The organism is Lysinibacillus zambalensis (assembly GCF_040183165.1).
Taxonomy (GTDB): Bacteria; Bacillota; Bacilli; order Bacillales_A; family Planococcaceae; genus Lysinibacillus; species Lysinibacillus zambalensis.
This window is the reverse complement of sequence record NZ_JBEGDG010000003.1, coordinates 155,676-176,628: the sequence shown is the minus strand read 5'-3', so window position 1 is coordinate 176,628 and position 20,953 is coordinate 155,676. Positions and strand designations below refer to the sequence as shown.

Below are 20,953 nucleotides of genomic sequence, written 5' to 3'. Positions count from 1 at the left end.
GCGCCTCCTTAAGCTATAAATATGAATCCGTTGCGACAAGTAAAATTTTTGTTTCATCAGCATGTGCATTAAAAATTTGATGATGATCTGTCGCTTCAAAATAGAGAGCATTGCCTTCACTCGCTATGTACTGTTCATCTCCTAAAACGAGACGAATACGCCCTTCGACAACATAAATAAATGTTTCAGAAAGGGAAGGTTCAAACTGCTTAAATTCACCATCAGCAGCAAGTGTTAAGAAAATGGGCTCCATTTCTTTTTCATTTGATGTAGGAATCAACCACTGAATTTCATATTTTTTTTCTTCATCTGTATAAGTAGATTGATCTTCCTCTGTATATACAACCTTTTGTTCAGGTGCTCCATCATCGAAAAATTCCTTAGGTGTTGACCCTAAAACTTCTAATAGTGAAAATAATGTTTCAATGGAAGGTGAATTTAGATCACGTTCTAATTGTGAAATATACCCTTTACTTAAATCTGTACGTTCTCCAAGTTCCTCTTGGGTAAGACCTTTTTTTAAACGAAGCGCTTTGATTTTTGCTCCTATTTGCATCTTTTCCCTCCTAGAAGAAGTTTAGCAATCATAAACTTTTGAAATATGAAGTTTACTTTAACGAAACTTTTAGTTTACTAAAACCATTACAATTATACATAATAAAAAAGAATTTGCAATCGTTTTTAATGAAAAAAAAGTAGATGAAATTTTTAGAAATTATACATAAATGTTGTGTAGAAAAAATTTGTTTAAACTAGAATAAAATTGTTAAAAGTAGCTAATAAATAGGCTGTAGCAGCTATTCCATTTTGGGATTTGGCGAAAATTTGTCAGATAATTAAAAGTGTGCACTTTTGTGAAGTTTACTTGTTTGAAAAACTACGATTACTCTGCTATCGTAGAAGACGAGTTCGCTGGTGCGAATGGAATATATACACTACATATATAATCGGAGGGATTTATAATGGCAGAACGCATGGTAGGTAAACAAGCACCTGACTTTACAATGGAAGCGGTACTTGCAGACAAATCATTTGGCAAAGTATCATTAGAAGACATTAAAGCACAAGACAAATGGACAGTACTTTTCTTCTATCCAATGGACTTCACTTTCGTATGTCCAACAGAAATCACTGCAATGAGCGATCGTTACGATGAGTTCGAAGACTTAGATGCAGAAGTAATCGGTGTTTCAACTGATACAATCCACACTCACTTAGCTTGGATTAACACTGACCGCACTAAAAATGGTCTTGGTGAGTTAAAATACCCATTAGCAGCAGATACAAATCACCAAGTTTCAAAAGAATATGGTGTATTAATTGAAGAAGAAGGTATCGCACTACGCGGCTTATTCATCATCAACCCAGAAGGCGAATTAAAATACCAAACAGTATTCGATAACAACATCGGCCGTGATGTAGACGAAACTTTACGTGTACTTCAAGCTTTACAAACTGGTGGTCTTTGCCCAGCAAACTGGCGTCCAGGTCAAGCGACTCTATAATTTAAGAAGAGTTTTTATATCAGGCGTTGAACTAAATTCGAGGCTGGACGAAATTGATCATTCAAAAATAAAGAGTCCCCACAGTAAGTTTGTGGGGATTTTTTTGAACTTGATATAGGAAAAGGAGAATGTTTTATGAAACTTCGTGAACAAATGCCTGAACTTGCAGGCGCAACGACTTGGTTAAATGGAGAAGTAACAAAAGCAGATTTAGTAGGCGAAAAACCAACGTTAATCCACTTCTGGTCAGTTAGTTGTCATTTATGTAAAGAGGCAATGCCGGATGTGAACAATTTCCGTGACCAATACAAAGATGAGTTAAACGTTATTGCTGTGCATATGCCACGTTCTGAGGAAGATACAAATTTAGAAACAATCAAATCGGTAGCGGCAGAGCATGACATTGTTCAACCAATCTTTGTGGACAGCGAATTAAAGCTAACAGATGCATTTGAAAATCAATACGTACCTGCTTATTTTGTGTTCGATAAAGATGGTCAGCTTCGTCACATGCAAGCTGGTGGTAGCGGTATGAAAATGTTGGAAAAACGTGTAAATCGTGTTTTAGATGAAATGCGTAACGCATAAAATTGCAGATTAAGAGGCGGGGATATTTTAATCCTCGTCTTTTTTATGGAAAAAATACGGGAGGGGGATCGGAGCGGATTTGAGGCTACCCCGATCACTTCCTCCTCGGGCGACCCGATCAGATTTGGTGGAAACCTGATCACTTCTTCGGGCAACCGGATCAGATTTGGTGGAAACCTGATCACTACCTCGGGCAACCCGAGCAGTTTTGAGACTAACCCGATCACATCTTCGGGCAATCTGATCAGATTTGAGGCTACCCTGATCACTTCCTCGGACAACCTGATCAGATTTGAGGCTACCCTGATCACTTCCTCGTGCAACCCGATCAGATTTGGTGGAAACCTGATCACTTCCTTGGGCAACCCGATCAGATTTGGTGGAAACCTGATCACTACCTCGGGCAACCCGATCAGATCTGAGGCTACCCTGATCACTTTTTCGTGCAACCGGATCAGATTTGAGACAAACCTGATCACTTCCTCGGGCTACCCCGATCAGATTTGAGACTAACCCGATCACATCTTCGTGCAACCGGATCAGATTTGGTGGAAACCTGATCACTTCCTTGAGCAACCCGATCAGATTTGGTGGAAACCTGATCACTACCTCGGGCAACCCGATCACTTCCTTGGGCAACCCGATCAGATTTGAGACAAACCCGATCACTTCCTCAGGCAACCGGATCAGATTTGAGACAAACCTGATCACTTCTTCGGGCAACCGGATCAGATTTGAGACAAACCTGATCACTTCCTAGGGCAACCGGATCAGATTTGAGACAAACCCGATCATTTCCTAACGACAACCGAACAAAAAAGCACTAGGCGGAACGGTCCTGTACAAGGATAGTCTATTATTGACGAATAGTCTCTTGTTTTGGCGATACATATAGCAGAGAATGCGTTACAATAAGGGTATAGTAGTTTTCGGAGGGATTTATAATGATGAAAAAAGAGTTTGCTGTCATTGGACTTGGACGTTTTGGAGGAAGCATTGTCCGCGAACTAATGAGTCAAGGGGCACAAGTTATGGCGATCGATCATTCATCAGAGCGGGTGGACGAATTCGCTTCCATTGCCACACAGGCTGTTATCGCAGATTCGACGGATGAATCGGTATTAAATTCATTAGGTATTCGTAATTTTGAGCATGTGATTGTAGCAATCGGTGAAGATATTCAGGCTAGTATTTTGACGACAATTATTTTAAAAGAAATCGGCGTTCAGCAGATTACTGTAAAGGCTCAGAATGATTATCATGAAAAAGTGCTGCGTAAAATTGGAGCAGATTTTGTCGTGCATCCTGAGCGTGATATGGGGATTCGTATTGCTAATAATATGCTGTCTAATACAGTGCTTGATTATCTAGAGCTTTCTGATGAACATTCCATTATGGAGCTTAAGGCCAATGATGCGATTGCAGGTTATTCTATTATGGATTTAGATATTCGTGCAAAGTACGGGATAAATATTGTAGGCCTTAAGCGTGGTGCAGATATTATCGTATCTCCACAGGCGAGTGATAAAATTTTGCTAGGAGATATTATGCTTGTCATTGGGGCTGATGTAGATATTAACCGCTTTGTGAAAAAAGCATTGAATGGGTAATGAACATGAATAAAAGAAGATTGAAACTAGTTATATTTGCTGCAATTATTTTGATTGGCGCTTTTACATTGCAGTCACGCGAAAAAAATGAGAAAGAAGCTATTTCTCACATTTTAGATCATGTAACAGAAATTAATGCAATCGAGCTATTTAAAGGAGAGCAATCTGTTTTTAAAGCAACAGGTCAAGATGCAACAGCCTACATTGAAAACTACCCTCTAAGCCATGTTAAGAAATTAAGCAAAAAAGAACGAGCTGTATTTGAAGAAAAACCACTCTATCATATTGTCTATGAAATAAAAGGAGAGCCATTATATGAGGTGGATATTTTAAAGGTCGCGATTAGCTCTGAGCTAAATGAGGAATTACAGCAAATGGTTTTTAATGTTGGAGATCAGCAATATTTGATCTATTGGGTAAATGAGAAAAAAGCACTTGAGCAATCAACAAATACGCAACGCTTGCTTGAACAATATGTTAAATAAAAGGGGTAGTGAAACAGCAACACGCTGTCATCACTACCCTTTTTTTAGAAACTATAGACTAACTTTGGTTAACCTAGAACATAGTCGGCGTCTAGGCTAAAGCGCTACATCCTCGAGGTCACTTCGATCCAACGGGCAAAAGTGGTGGAGCGTTTACTTTTGCTTCGGGCTCTCCAGCGCTTGTCAGATGTAAACGAGCGCTTTAGCGCATTTGTTCTTAAGACACAATTGTAGTTTTTCCTTGAAGTGCACGTTCTTGCATCTCTACATCAAACTCTTTTTCAGATTTCGATACGACTACACAAGCTACACCGTTACCAATTAAATTTGTTACGGCGCGTGCTTCAGACATGAATCGGTCAACACCAATTAGTAGCGCGATCCCTTCGACTGGAATCATTGGGAAAGCAGCAAGTGTCGCTGCTAATGTAATAAAACCAGAACCTGTTACACCGGCAGCTCCTTTAGATGTAATCATTAAAATTCCGAGTAGTGTAATGATTTGAATCCATGTTAAGTCCATTCCGTATGCTTGTGCAATAAATAATGCAGCCATTGAAAGGTAGATGGAAGTTCCATCAAGATTGAAGGAATAACCGGTTGGTACTACTAATCCAACAACTTGCTTAGAGCAACCAAAGTTCTCCAATTTACGCATCATAGATGGCAAGGCAGATTCAGATGATGAAGTACCAATTACTAAGAAAATTTCTTCTTTAATATAAGCGATAAATTTAAAAATATTAAAGCCGAAGAATTTTGCAATCGCGCCTAAAACAAAGACTACGAATAAGAACATAGTAATATAGACGGCAGCCATTAAAAGACCTAAGTTGCTTAAAGATTTCAAACCAAAATTACCAATCGTATAGGCCATTGCACCAAAGGCACCGATTGGAGAAATTTTCATCACCATACTTACGATTTTGAAGAAAATTTCTGCCACTTGTTCAAAAAATGTAATGACCGGTTTTGCAGGTGCACCAATAGAAGCAGCAGCTAAACCGAATAATATTGCAGAGAATAACACAGGAAGTAATTGCCCTGCTGCAAGTGCACCTACAACGTTTTCAGGAATGATGCTAGAGATGAAAGCACCTAAACCTTGCTCACTTTCTGAAGCAGCAGTTGTAAATTTTGAGATATCAGCTTCGGAAGCACCTGACGTATCTAATCCAGTACCTGGGCTTACGATTAATGCAACAGCAATCCCGATTGCTAAGGCAATCGTAGAGACAATTTCGAAATACAGTAACGCCTTTCCTCCGATTTTTCCGACCTTTTTCATATCTCCCATACTACCGATTCCGATTACAACTGTTAAGAAGATAATAGGGGCGATTAACATTTTAATTAACTTAATGAATAAGTCTGCCAGGATTTTAAGACTTGCACCAAACTCAGGGAAGATGGCTCCAACAATAACCCCCAAAATGATCGCAGCTATAACCTGAACAGTCAAATTTTTCAGTAATTTCATTTTATGCTACCTCGTTTCTTAATTTTCTCTTTGATATCGTTTTCACTAGAATTATCATAACGAATCCTTTTGAAAAAAAGAGATTTAGAAAATAAGAAACATATCGTTCATTAAGTACATTCATCCATATTTTCAATGAAACGTAGTGTTTTCAATGGCTCAACCTGTTATGATACTGTGTGGTTAATTTACCTTTGTTATAATACAATAATAATTAGTGACAGAAAATTTTGTTTTATACCAATTTTTTGTAATTTCGTTCATTAAGTTCATGACTTTCTCCTACGTATGTCAACTAAAGTGTTGTCAAAAGATTTTTTTGAAGATAATCTTAAAAGCATATCATTTGAAGAAGTGAGATTGACTAAAGACTTTTATAGTGCCAATGCAGATTTGGAAAGAGGAGGATTTCAAATGATGAAAATGCCTGTAAACGGCAAAATTTTGTTAGTAACATTTTTAATCATTGCATTCTCCTTTTTACTTGGTGGCATTTTTGTACTCGGTAACCTTTTAACGGAGCAAGAAAAGGAGTTTGGCCAGCGTGCTATGCTCGTTGCACGGACTGTATCAAATGTGCCAGAAATCAGTAAACATTTGAAAGATGACAATATGAAAGATGCTGCGAAAAATGTTAATAAAATTGTAGATGGAATTCGTGTTGTTAATAAAGCAGAGTATATTGTTGTAATGAATAAGGATCGTATTAAACTATCTCACCCAGTCAGTAAAGAAATAGGAAAGCGTAGTGAATCACAGGATTTAAATGCTGCTTTTAGTGAGCATTATTATGTATCGAAGGCGCAAGGGGAAGCCGGTGTAATGATTCGGGCGTTTGTCCCTATTATTGATGAAAAAAAAGAACAAGTAGGCATTGTTGTTGTAGGGTATTCACTGCCCACTTTTATAGAAATGCTGCAAAATTATGAGCATGAAATTTTTATTACGATTCTGATATCACTTGTTTTTAGTATTTGGGGGGCTTATACACTTGGCCGACATATTAAAAAGCAAATGTTTGGGCTTGAACCTCATGAGATTGCGAAGATGTATGTGGAACGAACAGAAACGTTCAATGCTATGCATGAAGGCATTATAGCGGTCGATAAAGAAATGAATATTACAATTTTTAATGAAAAAGCAGCTGATATATTAGGCGTTACTACAAAGATAGAGGATTGTATTGGGGAAAATATTTATGATGTTTTGCCAGACACACGATTGCCTGAAATTGTTGAAACAGCAAATCCTGTATACAATCAAGAGCTCTATATTAATCATCATAGTATTTTGAGTAATCGTGTCCCGATTATAGTAAATGGTGAATTAGTCGGAGCAGTTGCTATGTTTAAAGATTTAACAGCGGTGAAAAAGCTTGCGGAAGAGGTGACGGGTGTTAAAGCTTTTGTTCAAGCACTCCGTGTACAAACACATGAGCATAAAAATAAGCTACATACGATTGCAGGTCTTCTGCAATTGGGACATACAAAGCAAGCGCTTGAATACGTTACAGCTACTACCGAAAATGAAGCCTCTTTAACGAAGTTTTTAAATGAACGCTTTCATAATGAAAATATTTCAGGATTATTGCTAAGTAAAGTTAGCTATGGCAAGGAATTAGGCATACAAGTAGAAATCGATCGAAAAAGTCATTTTAAACGCTTTCCACCATTATTAGATCACCACGATTTTGTTGTCTTATTAGGAAATTTAATTGAAAATGCCTTTGAAGCGCTAAATGTACTTTCAAAAGATGATAAATATGTAGCGATTTCTGTAGATGAGCATGACGGTGTTTTAGCAATTGCTGTTTCTGATAATGGAATTGGGATGTCTGAAGAGGTGCAATCTCGTATGTTTGAAAATGGATTTTCTACAAAGGCAAGCGAGAATCGCGGTATTGGCTTGCATTTAATAGATGAAATTGTAAGAAAAGGTAATGGTGATATTGAAGTTGTGAGTGAATTTATGAAAGGGACAAGTTTCTTAATCTTATTGGAGTTAGGAGAAGAGTAGATGGATGTAATGAACGTGTTATTAATTGAGGACGATCCGATGGTACGAGAAGTGAATAGACAATTTATAGAGCGAATCAGAGGATTCTCGTTAATAGGCTATGCTAGTAATGGGATAGAAGGGATTGAGAGGATTAAACAATTAAACCCCGACCTAGTCTTTATGGATATTTTTATGCCCGAGCAAGATGGCATCATTACGTTAGGAAAAATTCGAGAAGAACATCTTCCCGTTGATGTTATTGCTGTAACTGCTGCGAATGATATGCCTACTGTGCAGCGAATTTTACACTTAGGCGTCTATGATTATATTATGAAACCTTTTACATTTGAACGAATTGAGCAAACTTTAAAGAATTATCAATCCTATAAAAAGAAAATAAGTGGTATGGAAGATCTAACACAGCATGATGTGGATCATCTAATGCAGCAACGTATACCTGAACAAATAGCTGTTCCCCCAATCACTGAGACAATTGTAATAGAAGAGCTACCAAAGGGTTTTAACCGGGCAACATTAGGCAAAGTGCTTGCCTATATTCAAGAAAGTAACGAAGCGGTATCAGCGGAGGAAGTGTCTACATATATTGGGACAGCGCGCGTAACGGCTCGACGTTACTTAGACTTTTTAGAAAAACAAAATTTATTAAAGGTAGATATACAATACGGAAGTGTTGGACGTCCTATCCATCGATATTATATTTAACTTATTTCAGCGAGTGTCCAAACACCCGCTGAAATAGAGGAACTTATGCTAAGAACTTCTCATCCTGTGAAGACGCTATCACAAGACGTGATGCTTTTGCGAATCCCCAAAGTGTCGCCGAGTCGGAACGTGTTTTAACAATTATCATCAATATTTTGGTTATTAGTCATTGATTTTCCATTAATGCTTTGTAATAATAAAGAAAATTTTAGTTGTATAATTACCTGAATTTTTCGAAAAAAGGACGAGCGTTATGATGGTAAAGGATCATGAAAAAATATATTCAATACAATGCATTTCAAAATGAAGAGGTAATAATTGCGATACCTGCGCTTGGTGAACGTAAAGAAATGTTTGCAGCATTAGCCAGCGCCCTTCCAGAAGCCCATGTTGTAGCAATCGATTTACCGGGGCATAATGGTCGACTAGACAGTGATTTTTCATTTCAAACGTTTATCAATACGATAAAGGAAATTATGGAGCATATAAATATTACTAAAGCTCATTTTCTTGGGAATTCAATAGGTACATGGATTGTTCAAAAGTTTTATACAGACTATCCAGATTCGGTTAAATCATTAATATTGTTAGACGGTGGGTATTATTTTATAGGAGAATATCAACTTGATGATAAAGCAGAAATACAATTACCTATCATTGAACGATTAGAAGATTTACAGGAAGCTATTACTGAAGAGGTAAGTAACATGGTGAATTTATCAACTGAAAATAAAGAATATTTGAGTAATTATTTCTTGCATAATTTCGTTGAAAAAAATAATATTTTTTACCATCACAGCGATGTAAGAGCTTTAAATGATTTGTCAAAAGCAATTGAAATAAATAATTACTGTATAGAAAATGAAATTCCATTGTCGGTGTTATTACTGTTGGCTGATGACCATCCAGATAGTTTGTTACATAAGAAGTTAAATGGGTTTCAAGAAAGACAACCAAATGCACAAGTTGAGATTATTCCTAATAGCTATCATTTTTTGCCCCTTACCAATCCTAGTGAGGTAGCTGAGCGGATTAGAAAGGAAATCTTTCATTAATTTGTTCAAACTTTTTCAAAGCCATAAACTGCTTAAAGCACTATAAGAAAAAGGTGAGAGATCAATAATAAAAATTTGAAACTTATTAGAGGAGGGAGCAGTTTGCGTATTCCGAATAAATTGACAGTAGGTGATGAGATACGTGTTATCGCACCTAGTCTTAGTGCGGCAATCATCACAGTAGAAGGCGCTGAACAAACAAAGAAAAAGCTTGAAGAGTTAGGCTTTCGTGTATCTTTTGGTCGACATATTTTTGAATGCGATCTACAGCATTCATCATCAATTGAGCATAGAGTTGCAGACATTCATGATGCCTTTCGTGATGAGGGTGTAAAAGCTGTATTAACAGTTATTGGTGGTTTTAACTGTAATGAAGTATTACCTTATTTAGACTACGACATGATAGCAAATAACCCAAAAATCCTTTGTGGTTTCAGTGATATCACAGCTTTAGCAACAGCTATTACAAAAAAATGTGGATTTGTTACGTATTCTGGTCCTCATTTTTCTAGCTTTCAAATGGAAGAGGCACAAGACTATCAGTTATCCTATTTCCAAAAATGCTTAATGACTAATACATCATATACGATCAAGGCGTCAAGCGTTTGGAGTGATGATGCGTGGTATTTAGATCAACATAATCGTCATTTTGAAGCAGCTAGCTGGAAGGTGTATTCTGACGGAGAAGGAAGTGGACAATTATTTGGTGGGAATTTATGTACGTTAAATTTACTTCAAGGCACACCGTATATGCCTGATTTATCGAACAGTATTTTATTTGTAGAGGATGATGAAATAGTTAATCCAGAAATATTTGCCCGTGATTTCACCTCGTTATTGCAAGCTACTAGCAATATTAAAGGTATTGCGATAGGGCGTTTCCAAAGAGCTTCGAATATGACAGAGGAGCAGTTACATTTTATTTTAGATAAGCATCCCGAGTTAAAAAGCATCCCAGTTATCTATGATGTTGATTTTGGACATACACAGCCAATTTTTACGTTTCCTATCGGAGGTGAAGTTCAAATGGACACGGAAAACTTGATGATACAATTCATTCAATTTTAACTTCTTTCAGCAAATATTTTTTGTAGCGACAGGTACAGATGATGAATACGGTTTTAAGTCACTTTGCAGCAGGTGTCCCAACATCCACTGAAAGAAGTTAAAGCCTCCGGCGGATGTCACGGAATCGGAAAGGAGTTCTTAGGGGATGTTAGCCTAAAAACATCGCATCCATGCGATAACGGCTAACTGACCTGCATCGGTAAAAACGCCACGTCCTGTGGCATTACCGAAATGACCGACATCGTGTCGGCCCTCGTGCAGGCCTAAGCACAAAGCCGATTCCGGACGCAATTATGCCGAGGCATAATTGATAAAGAAAGGGGCTCGATAAAGATGTTAATAAGAGAGGCTGTACGAGAAGATACCGAGCAGGTCATAGCTGTCATAAAAAATGCGGAAGAATCTAATTTTATGTTATTCAAGCCAGGTGAACGAAAGTTAGAGACTGAACAGTTTACTAAATTTATCGAGAATATGAACAATAACAGCCATTCAGCTTTATTTATTGCTGAAATTGAAAAGGCTATAGTTGGTTATTTAATTGTTCAAGGTAATCAAACGCCATCTAGAGTTTCGCATCGAGCCTATATAGTCGTAGGTATCCATAGTGATTATAGAGGACGAAAAATAGGTACTGCATTATTTAGTCACCTCGACGATTGGGCAAAAGAAAAGGGTATGCATCGCCTGGAACTAACAGTAATGGCAAATAACACGGCAGGCATAGCTTTATATAAAAAAATGGGGTTTGAAATTGAGGGGACTAAAAGACATTCTTTATATGTTGATGGGGAATATATAGATGAATATTACATGTCAAAAATATTGTAACAAAAAAGGAGGAGTTCCTATATGAATCCTATAAGCATCAGAAGCGGTATCAATATTGGTGTTTTTTCTCCATTATCGCCAGCATCCGTCAGTTCACTTTCTCGATATAAGCGAGGAAAAGCTTTTTTTGAACAAAGAAATATAAACTTAATTGAAGGAAGTCTAACTGGTAAATCTGATAGTTATCGCTCTGGAACTCCAAAAGAGCGTGCCGAAGAATTAAATGAATTACTACGAAATCCAAACGTCCACATCATAATGTCTACAATCGGTGGTACAAATTCGAATAGTATGCTTCCGTATATCGATTATGAGGCGTTTCAAAGCAATCCAAAAATCGTTGTTGGTTATTCTGATACAACGGCCAAAAAAGTCTATTGTATTGAGGAATGGTTGTAAGTTAAATAAGCCCTGCTGATTTTTGCAGGGCTTAATCCAATTTATGAATTAATATAGTCATCATCTGTAATAGCATACATTTTAATATTTTGGTGAAGTCCTTTAACAAACATACTTTTTCGTAATATACCTTCGAAAAGCATACCCGATTTTTCCATTACTTTTTGGGAAGCGATATTGTCCTCAAAACAGCGTGCTTGTATTCGAATCATTTTTAATTCGTTAAATCCGTAGTCTATTAATTTTTTTACTGCTTCGGTCGTAATCCCTTGATTCCAATATTCTTCAGAAAGAACATAGCCAATTTCCGCACATTTATGCTGGTCATTAACAGAAACAAAGTCGATAGTGCCAATAAATTTCTGCTCATATTCAATGCCCCATAATAGATGATTACCTTGTTCATACCCATTTAAAACTAATTCAACAAACACTTTTGTTTCGTCTAAACTCTTATGAGGACTCCATGTAACAAAGCGTGCAACGTTTTCGCTAGAAGTGTAATTAAACATTGCTTCTAAATCATTTAATGAAATAGGTCGTAATGTTAATCTTGCAGTTTTTAAAACTGGTGGTGCTTGTATAAAAATGTTCTCGCTCATAAAACTCCTCCTTAAAAGCATTTTAATGTATTTAATTATAACAAGATTTTTGAATTTTCATTAAAATTTTTATTTGAGATCGAGAGGGGATGTTATTTTGTTAGAACGTATTTCATGTAGAAAAGTTGATCTTCGTTCCGGCTGGGTGGCTCTTTGCGGCTCATCTGACGCTTTGCTCTGCGCGAAAGTGACGCGGCAGAAACAAATGTTTTCAGTGCGAAAGCGAAGCGGCAGCAAAAAAGCGCCCAGCTGTAACGGAAATCAACCCTACGTTATGCAATGGGTTATAGCCAAAAGGTTTCTTCAAAATATAGAAAAAAGGGCCCCCTTTAAAGGAGAGCCCATTTTACATTTATTTGTTAATTTTCTTCAGTGTCTTTGCGGTTTTTCTTTAACATTTTAGATAGCATTTCATACACGATTGGTACAACTACTAATGTTAATAATGTTGAAGATAGTAAACCACCAATTACGGTAATCGCCAGGTCTTTTGAAATTAAGCCGCTGCCACCGTTACCGATTGCCATTGGAATCATCGCACCGATTGTTGCGATAGCAGTCATTAAGATTGGACGTAAACGAGTTGCCCCTGCCTCTAAAATAGCCTCGCGCATAGCAAGTCCGTCACGTTCCATATGGATAATGCGGTCTACTAATACGATGGCGTTTGTTACAACGATACCTATTAGCATTAATAGTCCCATCATAACAGAAACAGAAATAGTTTGATTTGTGACGTACAAGCCGACAAATGCACCAATTACTGCGAATGGTAGTGAGAACAGAATAGCGAATGGTGCTAAACCTTCACCGAATGTTACTACTAGAATGAAGTAAACGATCGCGATTGCAGCTAACATAGCAATTCCAAGTTGTGTGAATGTTTCTTGCATATCTGCTGCAACACCTGCAACGCCAGTCGTTACACCTTTAGGTAAATCTAATTTATCGATTTCTTTATCAGCAGCAGAAGTTGCTTTTGAAATATCGTCACCGATAAGCGTACCAGAAACTTTTGCGAAATATTCACCTTTTGAGCGAGATAATGTGTTTAACGTAGTGCCTTCTTCTACTTTTACTAACTCACCGATTGTCATTGTTGTGCCTAAAGCTGTTTGGATTTTAGTAGCTAATACATCATCAATTGATTTAGCTGCAGCTTTTTCTTCACGTTGTACAATAACATCGATATCTTCACCATCATACTGAACTTTAGTTAAAACTTCAGGTGATGTATTTTCATTTAAAGCCATTACAATTTGAGCAGTAGTTAAACCGTATTGTAGAACATTCTTTTGATCTACTTTTAAGGTATGCTCAACAAATGGATCTTCATTATCAGACTTAATTTCTTCTAATCCATCAACTTCTTTTAATGCGCCTTCCACTTGTTTCACGGCTTTGCGAAGCTTATCTAGATTTTCACTATATAATGTGTAACTCACTTCATTTGAAGATCCTGACATTGATGAGAAGTTTTGAGATTTCCATTCACCTGATTGACCGATGTTCGTTACATAGTCTTCTACTTCTTCACGTGCTTTAGGGAAGTCCTTCATATCTGGATCGAAGATGAGGTACATTAAGGCACCGCCAGCACCGCCACCCATCATCATTGCTGAAGGATCAACATGTTTAGGGTCATTGATAGAAACTTGCAAAATATCTACGTCTTTGCGTTTCATTAATTCTTTTTCTACTTTTGCGACATTTGCTTCTGTATCTTTCATTAGCTCGCCTGTAGCAGGAGTATACGTTAAGTACATAACCTTTTCTTCTTGAGAGCCCATGAAACTGAAGCCGATAAGTGGTGTTAAAGCAAGAGAACCAACAAGCAATACAATCGCAATAACTGATGTAATGATTTTATGGTTTAATGCTTTCGCTAATACACCTTTATACCAAAGAGCTAGTTTACCAACTTCTTTATGTTGACTTTCTTTTTTCTCACCGTATATTTTTTTACGGAATAGGAAGTGAGATAAAGCTGGAACGATTGTAATCGCCACTATTAATGAAGCACCTAGCGCAAATGACATTGTTAACGCAAATGGCATGAATAATTCACCAACCATACCGCCTACAAACATTAGTGGGGCGAATACGGCCACAGTTACTAATGTAGAAGAAAGTATTGGTTTGAACATTTCAATTGTCGCTTCACGAATAAGAGCACGACCTGTTAGTTTTTCTTCTTTTAAATGGATACGTCTATAAATATTTTCAACAACTACAATGGAGTCATCGATGACACGACCAATTGCTACGGTAATCGCACCGAGAGTCATAATGTTTAATGTGATATCCATCCAGTTTAATAGTAGTAATGCCATGAATACTGAAACTGGGATAGAAATAATCGAAATAATTGTTGATTTGAAATCACGTAAAAATAGTAAAATAATTAATACGGCAATGGCACCACCGAATACTGCTTTTTCAATCATTGTGAAGACTGAATCTTCAATTGGTTTACCTTGGTCAAGTGAAATATCCACTTTTAAGCCGTCTAATGATTTTTCTTCGTCTTTCATTAAATCTTTCACTGCATTTACGACTTTTACCGTATTTGCATCTTGAGCTTTAACGATTTGAATCGCAATCGCATCTTCGCCATTTGTACGGGATACAGATTGTACTTTACCTTCGACCTCAATCGTTGCAATATCGCCTAAGCGAACGAATGGTGAAGGATTTGTAGCTGAAGGTGTAACTGGGATCAATAAGTCTTTTAACTGATCGATAGATTGTACTTTACCATCTACTGATACGGCTTGTTCGCCAACAGTAAATTGATATAAACCAAGTGATAGCGACATATCACTTGCTTGAATCATTTGCTTGACAGAATCCTCTGTTAAGCCGAGAGCAGCCATTTTCGCTTGATCATATTTAAATGATATTTCATTAATGTGCTGGCCGTTAATAGTTGCTGAAGCAACGCCATCAATTTTTTCGATTTTAGGAAGTAAAATGTCTTCTACTGTTGACGTTAAATCAACAATATCTTCCTTAGAGCTACTAATTGATAAAGCGACAACTGGCATCATATTCATGCTAATTGCCATAACTGTCGGCTTTTGAGCACCTTCAGGTAATTTGATAGATTCTAAAGCGGACTCTAATTGGCGTTTTTTCTCATCCATATCAATGCCGTAGTCGTATTCAACTTGAACTTGTGCTACGTTTGAAGAGGAGTTTGAGTAAACAGCCTTTACATCTTCTAAGCTTTCTACTGCCTTTTCAAATGGCATGGAAAGCTCATTCATAACCTGTTCAGGTGTTGCGCCAGGATAAACACCCATTACAATTAAATATGGTATAGAAATATCAGGTATGGATTCCATTTTCATTTTTGTACCTGAATAAATACCAGAGACAGTGATGATAATTGTTAATAACCACACTGCCAATTTGTTTTTCAATACGAAATTAACTAAACCTTTCACCTTCACACCTACCCTTTATTGACTAACTTGATTCAGTTATTTATACTAATGACTAATCGGTCATTTGTCAACGAAATACATTAGGAGAGATTTAAAAGTATGTTAAAAAAGCAACTTATTATGGAGAAAGCGTTGGAACTTTTCTCAGAACAAGGCTTTGAAGCTACATCTGTACAGCAAATTACAGAACGATGTGGGATTTCAAAAGGTGCATTTTATTTATCTTTCAAAACAAAAGACGAGCTTATAATTTCCATGGTAGAGAACTATCTACAACAGTTTGTTATGGATGTTGACCAAGTAGTCAGAAGCTCGCTTAGTAAAGATATCAAATTAGTTGAGTTTTATAAAAGTATTTTTCAAGCATTTAAAAACCATGCTGCACCTGCCCGTGTGTTTTTTAATGAGAAAGTACTTCTTTCAAAAAAAGAGTTGTTTCAGAAAATAATTGCGTATGATGTCGAAATGTCTAAGTCGATTATCTATATGCTGGAGCAGTTATATCAAGATGAACTCCACGAGACAAAATATGATGTCATGTATTGTATTAAAGGGTTTATGAAAAGTTATTCGGAACTTTTTATTTTTTCTGATATATCACTCGATTTAGAGCTATTGGCTAAATCTCTAGCTGAAAAGACGGAAATTATTGCACGGCATACGACGATTCCGTTTATAACCGAAGAGCTTATTCAATTAACAGCAAAACCTTGTAATGAGGAAGTTTCACAGGAATCTTTACTAGAATTAATCGAACAACATCTAGACGGATTAGAAGACTCTATAGAACGCGAGTCTCTTGAGTTATTAAAACTTCAAGTCGAAAATACAACCTATAGTAAAGCGATTTTAAAAGGTTTGATTGAAAATATACGCTTGCAGCCAGACCATAGATGGGTTGCTTATGTAATAGCTAAATACTTTAATGTTTAGGCATGGAATAGGATTGGTCACTTTAAAGTGTGAACAATCCTGTTTTTATTGAAATTAAGTGGTCGTACGAAAAATTGAAGTGTTAGTGGCGCTAATGTAATAGTCTAGGGAGTAAAATTGAGTTGTTATTACTATATACGAAAAAAAAGCAAAGAGGTTTCAGAAAAATGGAAAAAAACTACGCAAATTTGCGTAGTTTTTTGTGAGGAGGTTAAACCTCCATAATAATTGGTAAAATCATAGGTCGACGTTTTGTTTTTTCAAATAAATATGGTCCTAATACGTCAGTAATTTCATTTTTCAGCTCAGTCCATTGAGGAGTTTTGCTTTGAATTGTTTCGTTCAGGTGACGGTTTAGCATTTTTTGTGCTTCATTAATCATCGTACCTGACTCGCGCATGTAAACAAAGCCTCGCGAAATAATGTCTGGGCCAGAAACGATTTTTTGATTTTCCATATCCACACTTACAACAACGATCACTAAACCTTCTTCTGAAAGGATGCGTCGATCACGTAAGACGATATTGCCGATATCTCCAATACCATTGCCATCAATATAAACGTCTCCTGAAGGGATGCGACCTGCTACATGTGCTTCGTTGGCACTTAATGCTAGCACGTCACCATTCTCCATAACGAATGTATTTTCAAGTGGAACATCACAATCTTCTGCTAGATGAGTATGCATTTTCAACATACGGAATTCACCGTGAATCGGCATAAAGAATTTAGGTTTCATTAAGCGTAGCATTAGTTTTTGTTCCTCTTGAGAACCGTGACCAGACGTATGGATATTATTAAGTGCACCATGAATAACTTCTGCACCTGCACGGAAAAGTAAGTTGATAATTTTGTTTACACTTACCGTATTTCCTGGTACTGGCGAAGAAGAGAAGACAACTGTGTCACCAGGTTGGATTTGGATTTGACGATGTGTGCCATTTGCTATACGAGAAAGGGCCGCCATCGGTTCACCTTGAGAGCCTGTACATAATATCATTACTTCATTTGCAGGAAGACGATTAATGCTTTGGGCATCAATAAATGTATCCTTTGGTGCATTAATATAGCCTAGTTCACGACCGATTGTAATGGCATTGTCCATCGAACGTCCGAAGACAGCAATTTTTCTTCCGTATTTTATAGCAGCATCTGTTGCTTGCTGTAAACGGTGAATGTTGGATGCGAAAGTTGCAAAAATGATACGACTATCAACCTTACGGAAAATTTCGTCGATACTTTTTCCAACTGTACGCTCTGACATAGTGAAATTCGGCTTTTCTGCATTTGTACTATCTGAAAGTAAGCATAGTACTCCGTCGCGTCCGATTTCAGCCATTTTTGTTAAGTTGGCTGGCTCGCCTACAGGTGTAAAATCAAACTTAAAGTCACCTGTATGCACGATGTTACCTGGTGGTGTTTTTACAACAATCCCGTAAGCATCTGGAATACTATGTGTTGTTCTAAAGAAGCTAACAGATGTTTTTCTGAACTTAATAACATCTTCTTCTTTAATTTCGATTAGCTTTGTTGTACGTAGTAAGCCATGCTCGTCTAACTTATTGCGAAGTAAGCCAAGTGCAAGCTTACCACCGTAGACAGGGACATTTACTTGACGTAATAAGTAGGGAATACCACCAATATGGTCTTCATGTCCATGGGTAATGAATAATCCTTTAATCTTGTCGACGTTGCGTACTAAATACGTATAGTCCGGAATAACATAGTCAATACCGAGTAAGTCGTCTTCTGGGAATTTAATGCCGGCATCAATTAAAATGATTTCATCTTGAAATTGAACGCCGTAAGTGTTTTTGCCGATTTCGCCCAGTCCGCCGAGCGCGAAAACAGCTGCTTGGTCATTTTTAACAAACTTCATGTTTGTTAAATTTCCTCTAAGACGAAGTTCGGACTTGCTTGTTCGTAAGCTAAATAGTTACCTTCAAGCAGTTGGATGAACTCGATGTTGTAGTTTCGGTCTTTTAGCTTTTCACGTACTTCGCGGTCTGAAGCAGCTTCAAGGTATAGACTTTTAGTATTTTCGCGAACTGGAATTTCATTTGCTTTTTGTTGGTAATAAACTTTGTAAATCATAGTTTGCTCTCCTTTTATTGCGTACATTTTTTTGCAGCTTTGACTAATACCACGCACGTACTACAAGAAAAAACAACGAATTTCTAGTATACTAATGGCGAAATTAGGCGTTTGAAGTTCTTGTATCTCAGTATTTTAATCCAGACGTAATTACAACAAGTTGCAATTGAATAAAGCAATGAGACAGTGGTTGCACATAGCCAAATAAATGCATTTCCTTTATATTATCACGCAGTTACTCTAAAATAAAGAAAAGCCCTTCAAATAATGAAGGGCAAATGTTAGGCAATTGATTTTTTTCCGAGTATGCCGCGAAGTTGCTTCAACAATTTGCGTTTGAGTTTCTTCAGCATGGCACATCACTCCTTAGGATCATTATAATGAAAAATCATACCTCTGTAAAGTCGTTGGCCTTTGCAGAATAATACATAATGAAGGGGACTATAAGATGAAGAAAATATTATTTTTTGATGTAGATGGTACGCTTTATAATAGTGAGAAAATATTACCTGCTTCAGCGAAAGAAGCGCTTTTTGAGGCTCGTCGAAATGGCTATGAGCTAGCGATTGCAACTGGCCGTGCGCCATTTATGATTCAGACCTTACTAGAAGAGTTGGATATTAATACGTATGTGACATTTAATGGGCAATATGTTGTTTATCGTGGTGAGGTTGTCTATACAAATGGTGTTGAGAAAGACGAGCTAGCCAAAATCATTGCCTTTGGTGAAGAACGGAACGAACCTGTAGTATTTTTAGATGACAAGCAAATGATTGCATCTGTTGAAAATAACGATATGGTGGCAGAAAGCTTAAATACTTTAAAATACCAGTATCCAAATTTAGACTCAACTTATTATATGCAGAACGATGTATATCAAACACTTATTTTTATGGAAGAAAAAGATGAACATTTATATCGTGAAGCATTTCCTAACGTGCAGTTTATACGCTGGCATCGCTATTCTTGTGATATTTTACCGAAGGGAGGCTCGAAGGCTACTGGTATTGAAAAGGTTCTTGAGAAAATGGGGCTGACACTAAATGATGCCATTGCTTTTGGAGATGGTATGAATGATATAGAAATGCTACAGGCTGTTGGGACAGGTGTGGCAATGGGGAATGGGCATGAGAGAGTAAAGGCTGTTGCTACCCATATTGCAGAACATGTAGATGAGGATGGCCTTGCTAAAATGATGCGCCAATTAAATATCATCTAAAGAAATTAAAGAGAAGCAACTAGTTGGAGGTATTAACTACAGCTAGTTGCTTTTGTATTTCATAAATTTCATTCAGTATCTATGTTTGTACTTACTATTTTTAACTGTACACCTTTATCCGTGAAATGATTGATCGTTTCTTTAGAGAGTCCACGATCTGTAATAATCATATTTACCGCATCTGCTGGACAAACTTGAATAGCGACATCTTTGTCAAATTTCGAAGAATCAGCTGCTACATACACAGTTTGAGAAATATTAATAATTTGTTTTCGGGTGATAGCCTCTTCTAAATTGAAATCTGAAATTCCTTTTTCAATCGACACCCCACTAGCACAAATAAAAGCTTTATTAATATTTAAATGATCGAAGCGGAAGAGGAAATCATTAGACGTTACAGATTTTTCAGAATGACGAACTTTACCGCCGATAATGATCACTTCAATATTGGAGCCTATTAAATCAAAGGCTACGGGAAGTGAGTTTGTAATAACGGTTAACTTCTCTTTTTCTAATAAAAAAGGTGTCATTTGATATGTGGTCGTTCCACTATCTAAAAAAATACACTCCCCATCTTGTACTAAAGAAGCGCAAGCTTTTGCGATTGCGATCTTTTCTGGTAGCTGTTCATGGAATCGGTTATCCATCAATCCCTCGGCAGGTTCCATATATTTAACACCACCATAAAACTTCTCCATTTTCTTATCTTGCACAAGCTGATGAATATCACGACGTATTGTTTCCATTGATACATTAAACTCTTTTGTTAGCGTTACTAATTTTACTACCTTATGTTTTCGGACAAATTGCAAAATATGCTGTTGCCTTTCTATTGTATACATTGCACATCACCTCTATTAAATGAAATCAAAATGATCGTAACTTTGTCAACAATTAGTCTATATTTACTCAAT

19 protein-coding genes and 1 pseudogene are annotated in these 20,953 nt (G+C 37.0%); 13 read left to right on the top strand and 7 right to left on the bottom strand.

The annotated features are described in order from the left end of the window. Positions 1–13 precede the first annotated feature (13 nt). The gene (locus tag ABNX05_RS06535) at positions 14–556 is read right to left on the bottom strand and encodes a helix-turn-helix domain-containing protein (protein WP_079559677.1); all 543 of its coding nucleotides are present in this window, start codon (positions 554–556) and stop codon (positions 14–16) included. A 406-nt stretch (positions 557–962) separates the two neighbouring features. Between ABNX05_RS06535 and ABNX05_RS06530 the strand changes: the two genes are divergently transcribed. The 5 genes from ABNX05_RS06530 to ABNX05_RS06510 all read left to right on the top strand — a co-directional run bounded on the left by ABNX05_RS06530 (position 963) and on the right by ABNX05_RS06510 (position 4,188). Beyond that, entirely contained in the window at positions 963–1,505 is a 543-nt protein-coding gene (locus tag ABNX05_RS06530) for a peroxiredoxin (RefSeq protein ID WP_197142165.1), read from the top strand. 135 nt (positions 1,506–1,640) lie between these two features. Next, on the top strand, positions 1,641–2,093 hold the full coding sequence (locus ABNX05_RS06525) for a TlpA family protein disulfide reductase (RefSeq protein ID WP_049668264.1): 453 nt from the start codon (positions 1,641–1,643) through the stop codon (positions 2,091–2,093). A gap of 45 nt (positions 2,094–2,138) precedes the next feature. Beyond that, a complete protein-coding gene (locus tag ABNX05_RS06520) occupies positions 2,139–2,600 on the top strand; it encodes a hypothetical protein (protein ID WP_349658996.1) in 462 nt (153 codons plus the stop codon). 440 nt (positions 2,601–3,040) lie between these two features. Beyond that, positions 3,041–3,703, top strand: a complete 663-nt coding sequence (locus ABNX05_RS06515; RefSeq protein ID WP_079559812.1) for a potassium channel family protein — start codon at positions 3,041–3,043, stop codon at positions 3,701–3,703. Between the two features lie 5 nt (positions 3,704–3,708). Beyond that, positions 3,709–4,188, top strand: coding sequence for a hypothetical protein (locus ABNX05_RS06510; protein WP_349658995.1), 480 nt, complete (start codon positions 3,709–3,711; stop codon positions 4,186–4,188). 217 nt (positions 4,189–4,405) lie between these two features. Here the strand turns inward: ABNX05_RS06510 and ABNX05_RS06505 are convergent, their stop codons facing one another. Then, positions 4,406–5,668: a dicarboxylate/amino acid:cation symporter gene (locus ABNX05_RS06505; RefSeq protein WP_349658994.1), complete on the bottom strand. Its 1,263-nt coding sequence runs from the start codon at positions 5,666–5,668 to the stop codon at positions 4,406–4,408. Positions 5,669–6,082: 414 nt separating this feature from the next. Between ABNX05_RS06505 and ABNX05_RS06500 the strand changes: the two genes are divergently transcribed. From ABNX05_RS06500 to ABNX05_RS06475, 6 genes and pseudogenes are all read left to right on the top strand, one after another. Beyond that, positions 6,083–7,684 (top strand): ATP-binding protein, encoded by a 1,602-nt coding sequence (locus ABNX05_RS06500; protein WP_349658993.1) that lies wholly within the window; start codon positions 6,083–6,085, stop codon positions 7,682–7,684. Further along, positions 7,685–8,389: a response regulator gene (locus tag ABNX05_RS06495; protein WP_349658992.1), complete on the top strand. Its 705-nt coding sequence runs from the start codon at positions 7,685–7,687 to the stop codon at positions 8,387–8,389. Between the two features lie 269 nt (positions 8,390–8,658). Further along, positions 8,659–9,444, top strand: a complete 786-nt coding sequence (locus ABNX05_RS06490) for an alpha/beta fold hydrolase (protein WP_349658991.1) — start codon at positions 8,659–8,661, stop codon at positions 9,442–9,444. A 102-nt stretch (positions 9,445–9,546) separates the two neighbouring features. Beyond that, a complete protein-coding gene (locus tag ABNX05_RS06485) occupies positions 9,547–10,512 on the top strand; it encodes a S66 family peptidase (RefSeq protein WP_349658990.1) in 966 nt (321 codons plus the stop codon). Positions 10,513–10,845: 333 nt separating this feature from the next. Next, positions 10,846–11,343: a GNAT family N-acetyltransferase gene (locus ABNX05_RS06480; RefSeq protein WP_349658989.1), complete on the top strand. Its 498-nt coding sequence runs from the start codon at positions 10,846–10,848 to the stop codon at positions 11,341–11,343. Between the two features lie 21 nt (positions 11,344–11,364). After that, a pseudogene (locus ABNX05_RS06475) lies at positions 11,365–11,709 on the top strand (LD-carboxypeptidase); the annotation flags it as partial. 74 nt (positions 11,710–11,783) lie between these two features. On the opposite strand, the gene ABNX05_RS06470 reads toward ABNX05_RS06475, so the two are convergent. Next, on the bottom strand, positions 11,784–12,344 hold the full coding sequence (locus ABNX05_RS06470) for a GNAT family N-acetyltransferase (protein WP_349658988.1): 561 nt from the start codon (positions 12,342–12,344) through the stop codon (positions 11,784–11,786). 359 nt (positions 12,345–12,703) lie between these two features. Continuing rightward, positions 12,704–15,793 carry an efflux RND transporter permease subunit gene (locus tag ABNX05_RS06465; protein WP_349658987.1) on the bottom strand — a complete coding sequence of 1,030 codons (3,090 nt, stop codon included), beginning with the start codon at positions 15,791–15,793 and terminating at the stop codon, positions 12,704–12,706. A 99-nt stretch (positions 15,794–15,892) separates the two neighbouring features. Here ABNX05_RS06465 and ABNX05_RS06460 point away from each other — a divergent pair, with 99 nt between their 5' ends. Continuing rightward, positions 15,893–16,726: a TetR/AcrR family transcriptional regulator gene (locus ABNX05_RS06460; RefSeq protein ID WP_349658986.1), complete on the top strand. Its 834-nt coding sequence runs from the start codon at positions 15,893–15,895 to the stop codon at positions 16,724–16,726. Between the two features lie 211 nt (positions 16,727–16,937). On the opposite strand, the gene rnjA is transcribed toward ABNX05_RS06460, so the two are convergent. Together rnjA and ABNX05_RS06450 are read right to left on the bottom strand one after the other, a co-directional pair. Continuing rightward, positions 16,938–18,605, bottom strand: a complete 1,668-nt coding sequence (gene rnjA / locus ABNX05_RS06455) for a ribonuclease J1 (RefSeq protein ID WP_349658985.1) — start codon at positions 18,603–18,605, stop codon at positions 16,938–16,940. Between the two features lie 5 nt (positions 18,606–18,610). Then, the gene (locus tag ABNX05_RS06450; protein ID WP_349658984.1) at positions 18,611–18,820 is read right to left on the bottom strand and encodes a DNA-dependent RNA polymerase subunit epsilon; all 210 of its coding nucleotides are present in this window, start codon (positions 18,818–18,820) and stop codon (positions 18,611–18,613) included. A 448-nt stretch (positions 18,821–19,268) separates the two neighbouring features. Here ABNX05_RS06450 and ABNX05_RS06445 point away from each other — a divergent pair, with 448 nt between their 5' ends. Further along, positions 19,269–20,039: a Cof-type HAD-IIB family hydrolase gene (locus ABNX05_RS06445; protein ID WP_349658983.1), complete on the top strand. Its 771-nt coding sequence runs from the start codon at positions 19,269–19,271 to the stop codon at positions 20,037–20,039. Between the two features lie 68 nt (positions 20,040–20,107). Here ABNX05_RS06445 and ABNX05_RS06440 read toward each other — a convergent pair whose 3' ends face one another. Beyond that, entirely contained in the window at positions 20,108–20,881 is a 774-nt protein-coding gene (locus tag ABNX05_RS06440; protein ID WP_349658982.1) for a DeoR/GlpR family DNA-binding transcription regulator, read from the bottom strand. Positions 20,882–20,953: the final 72 nt, after the last annotated feature.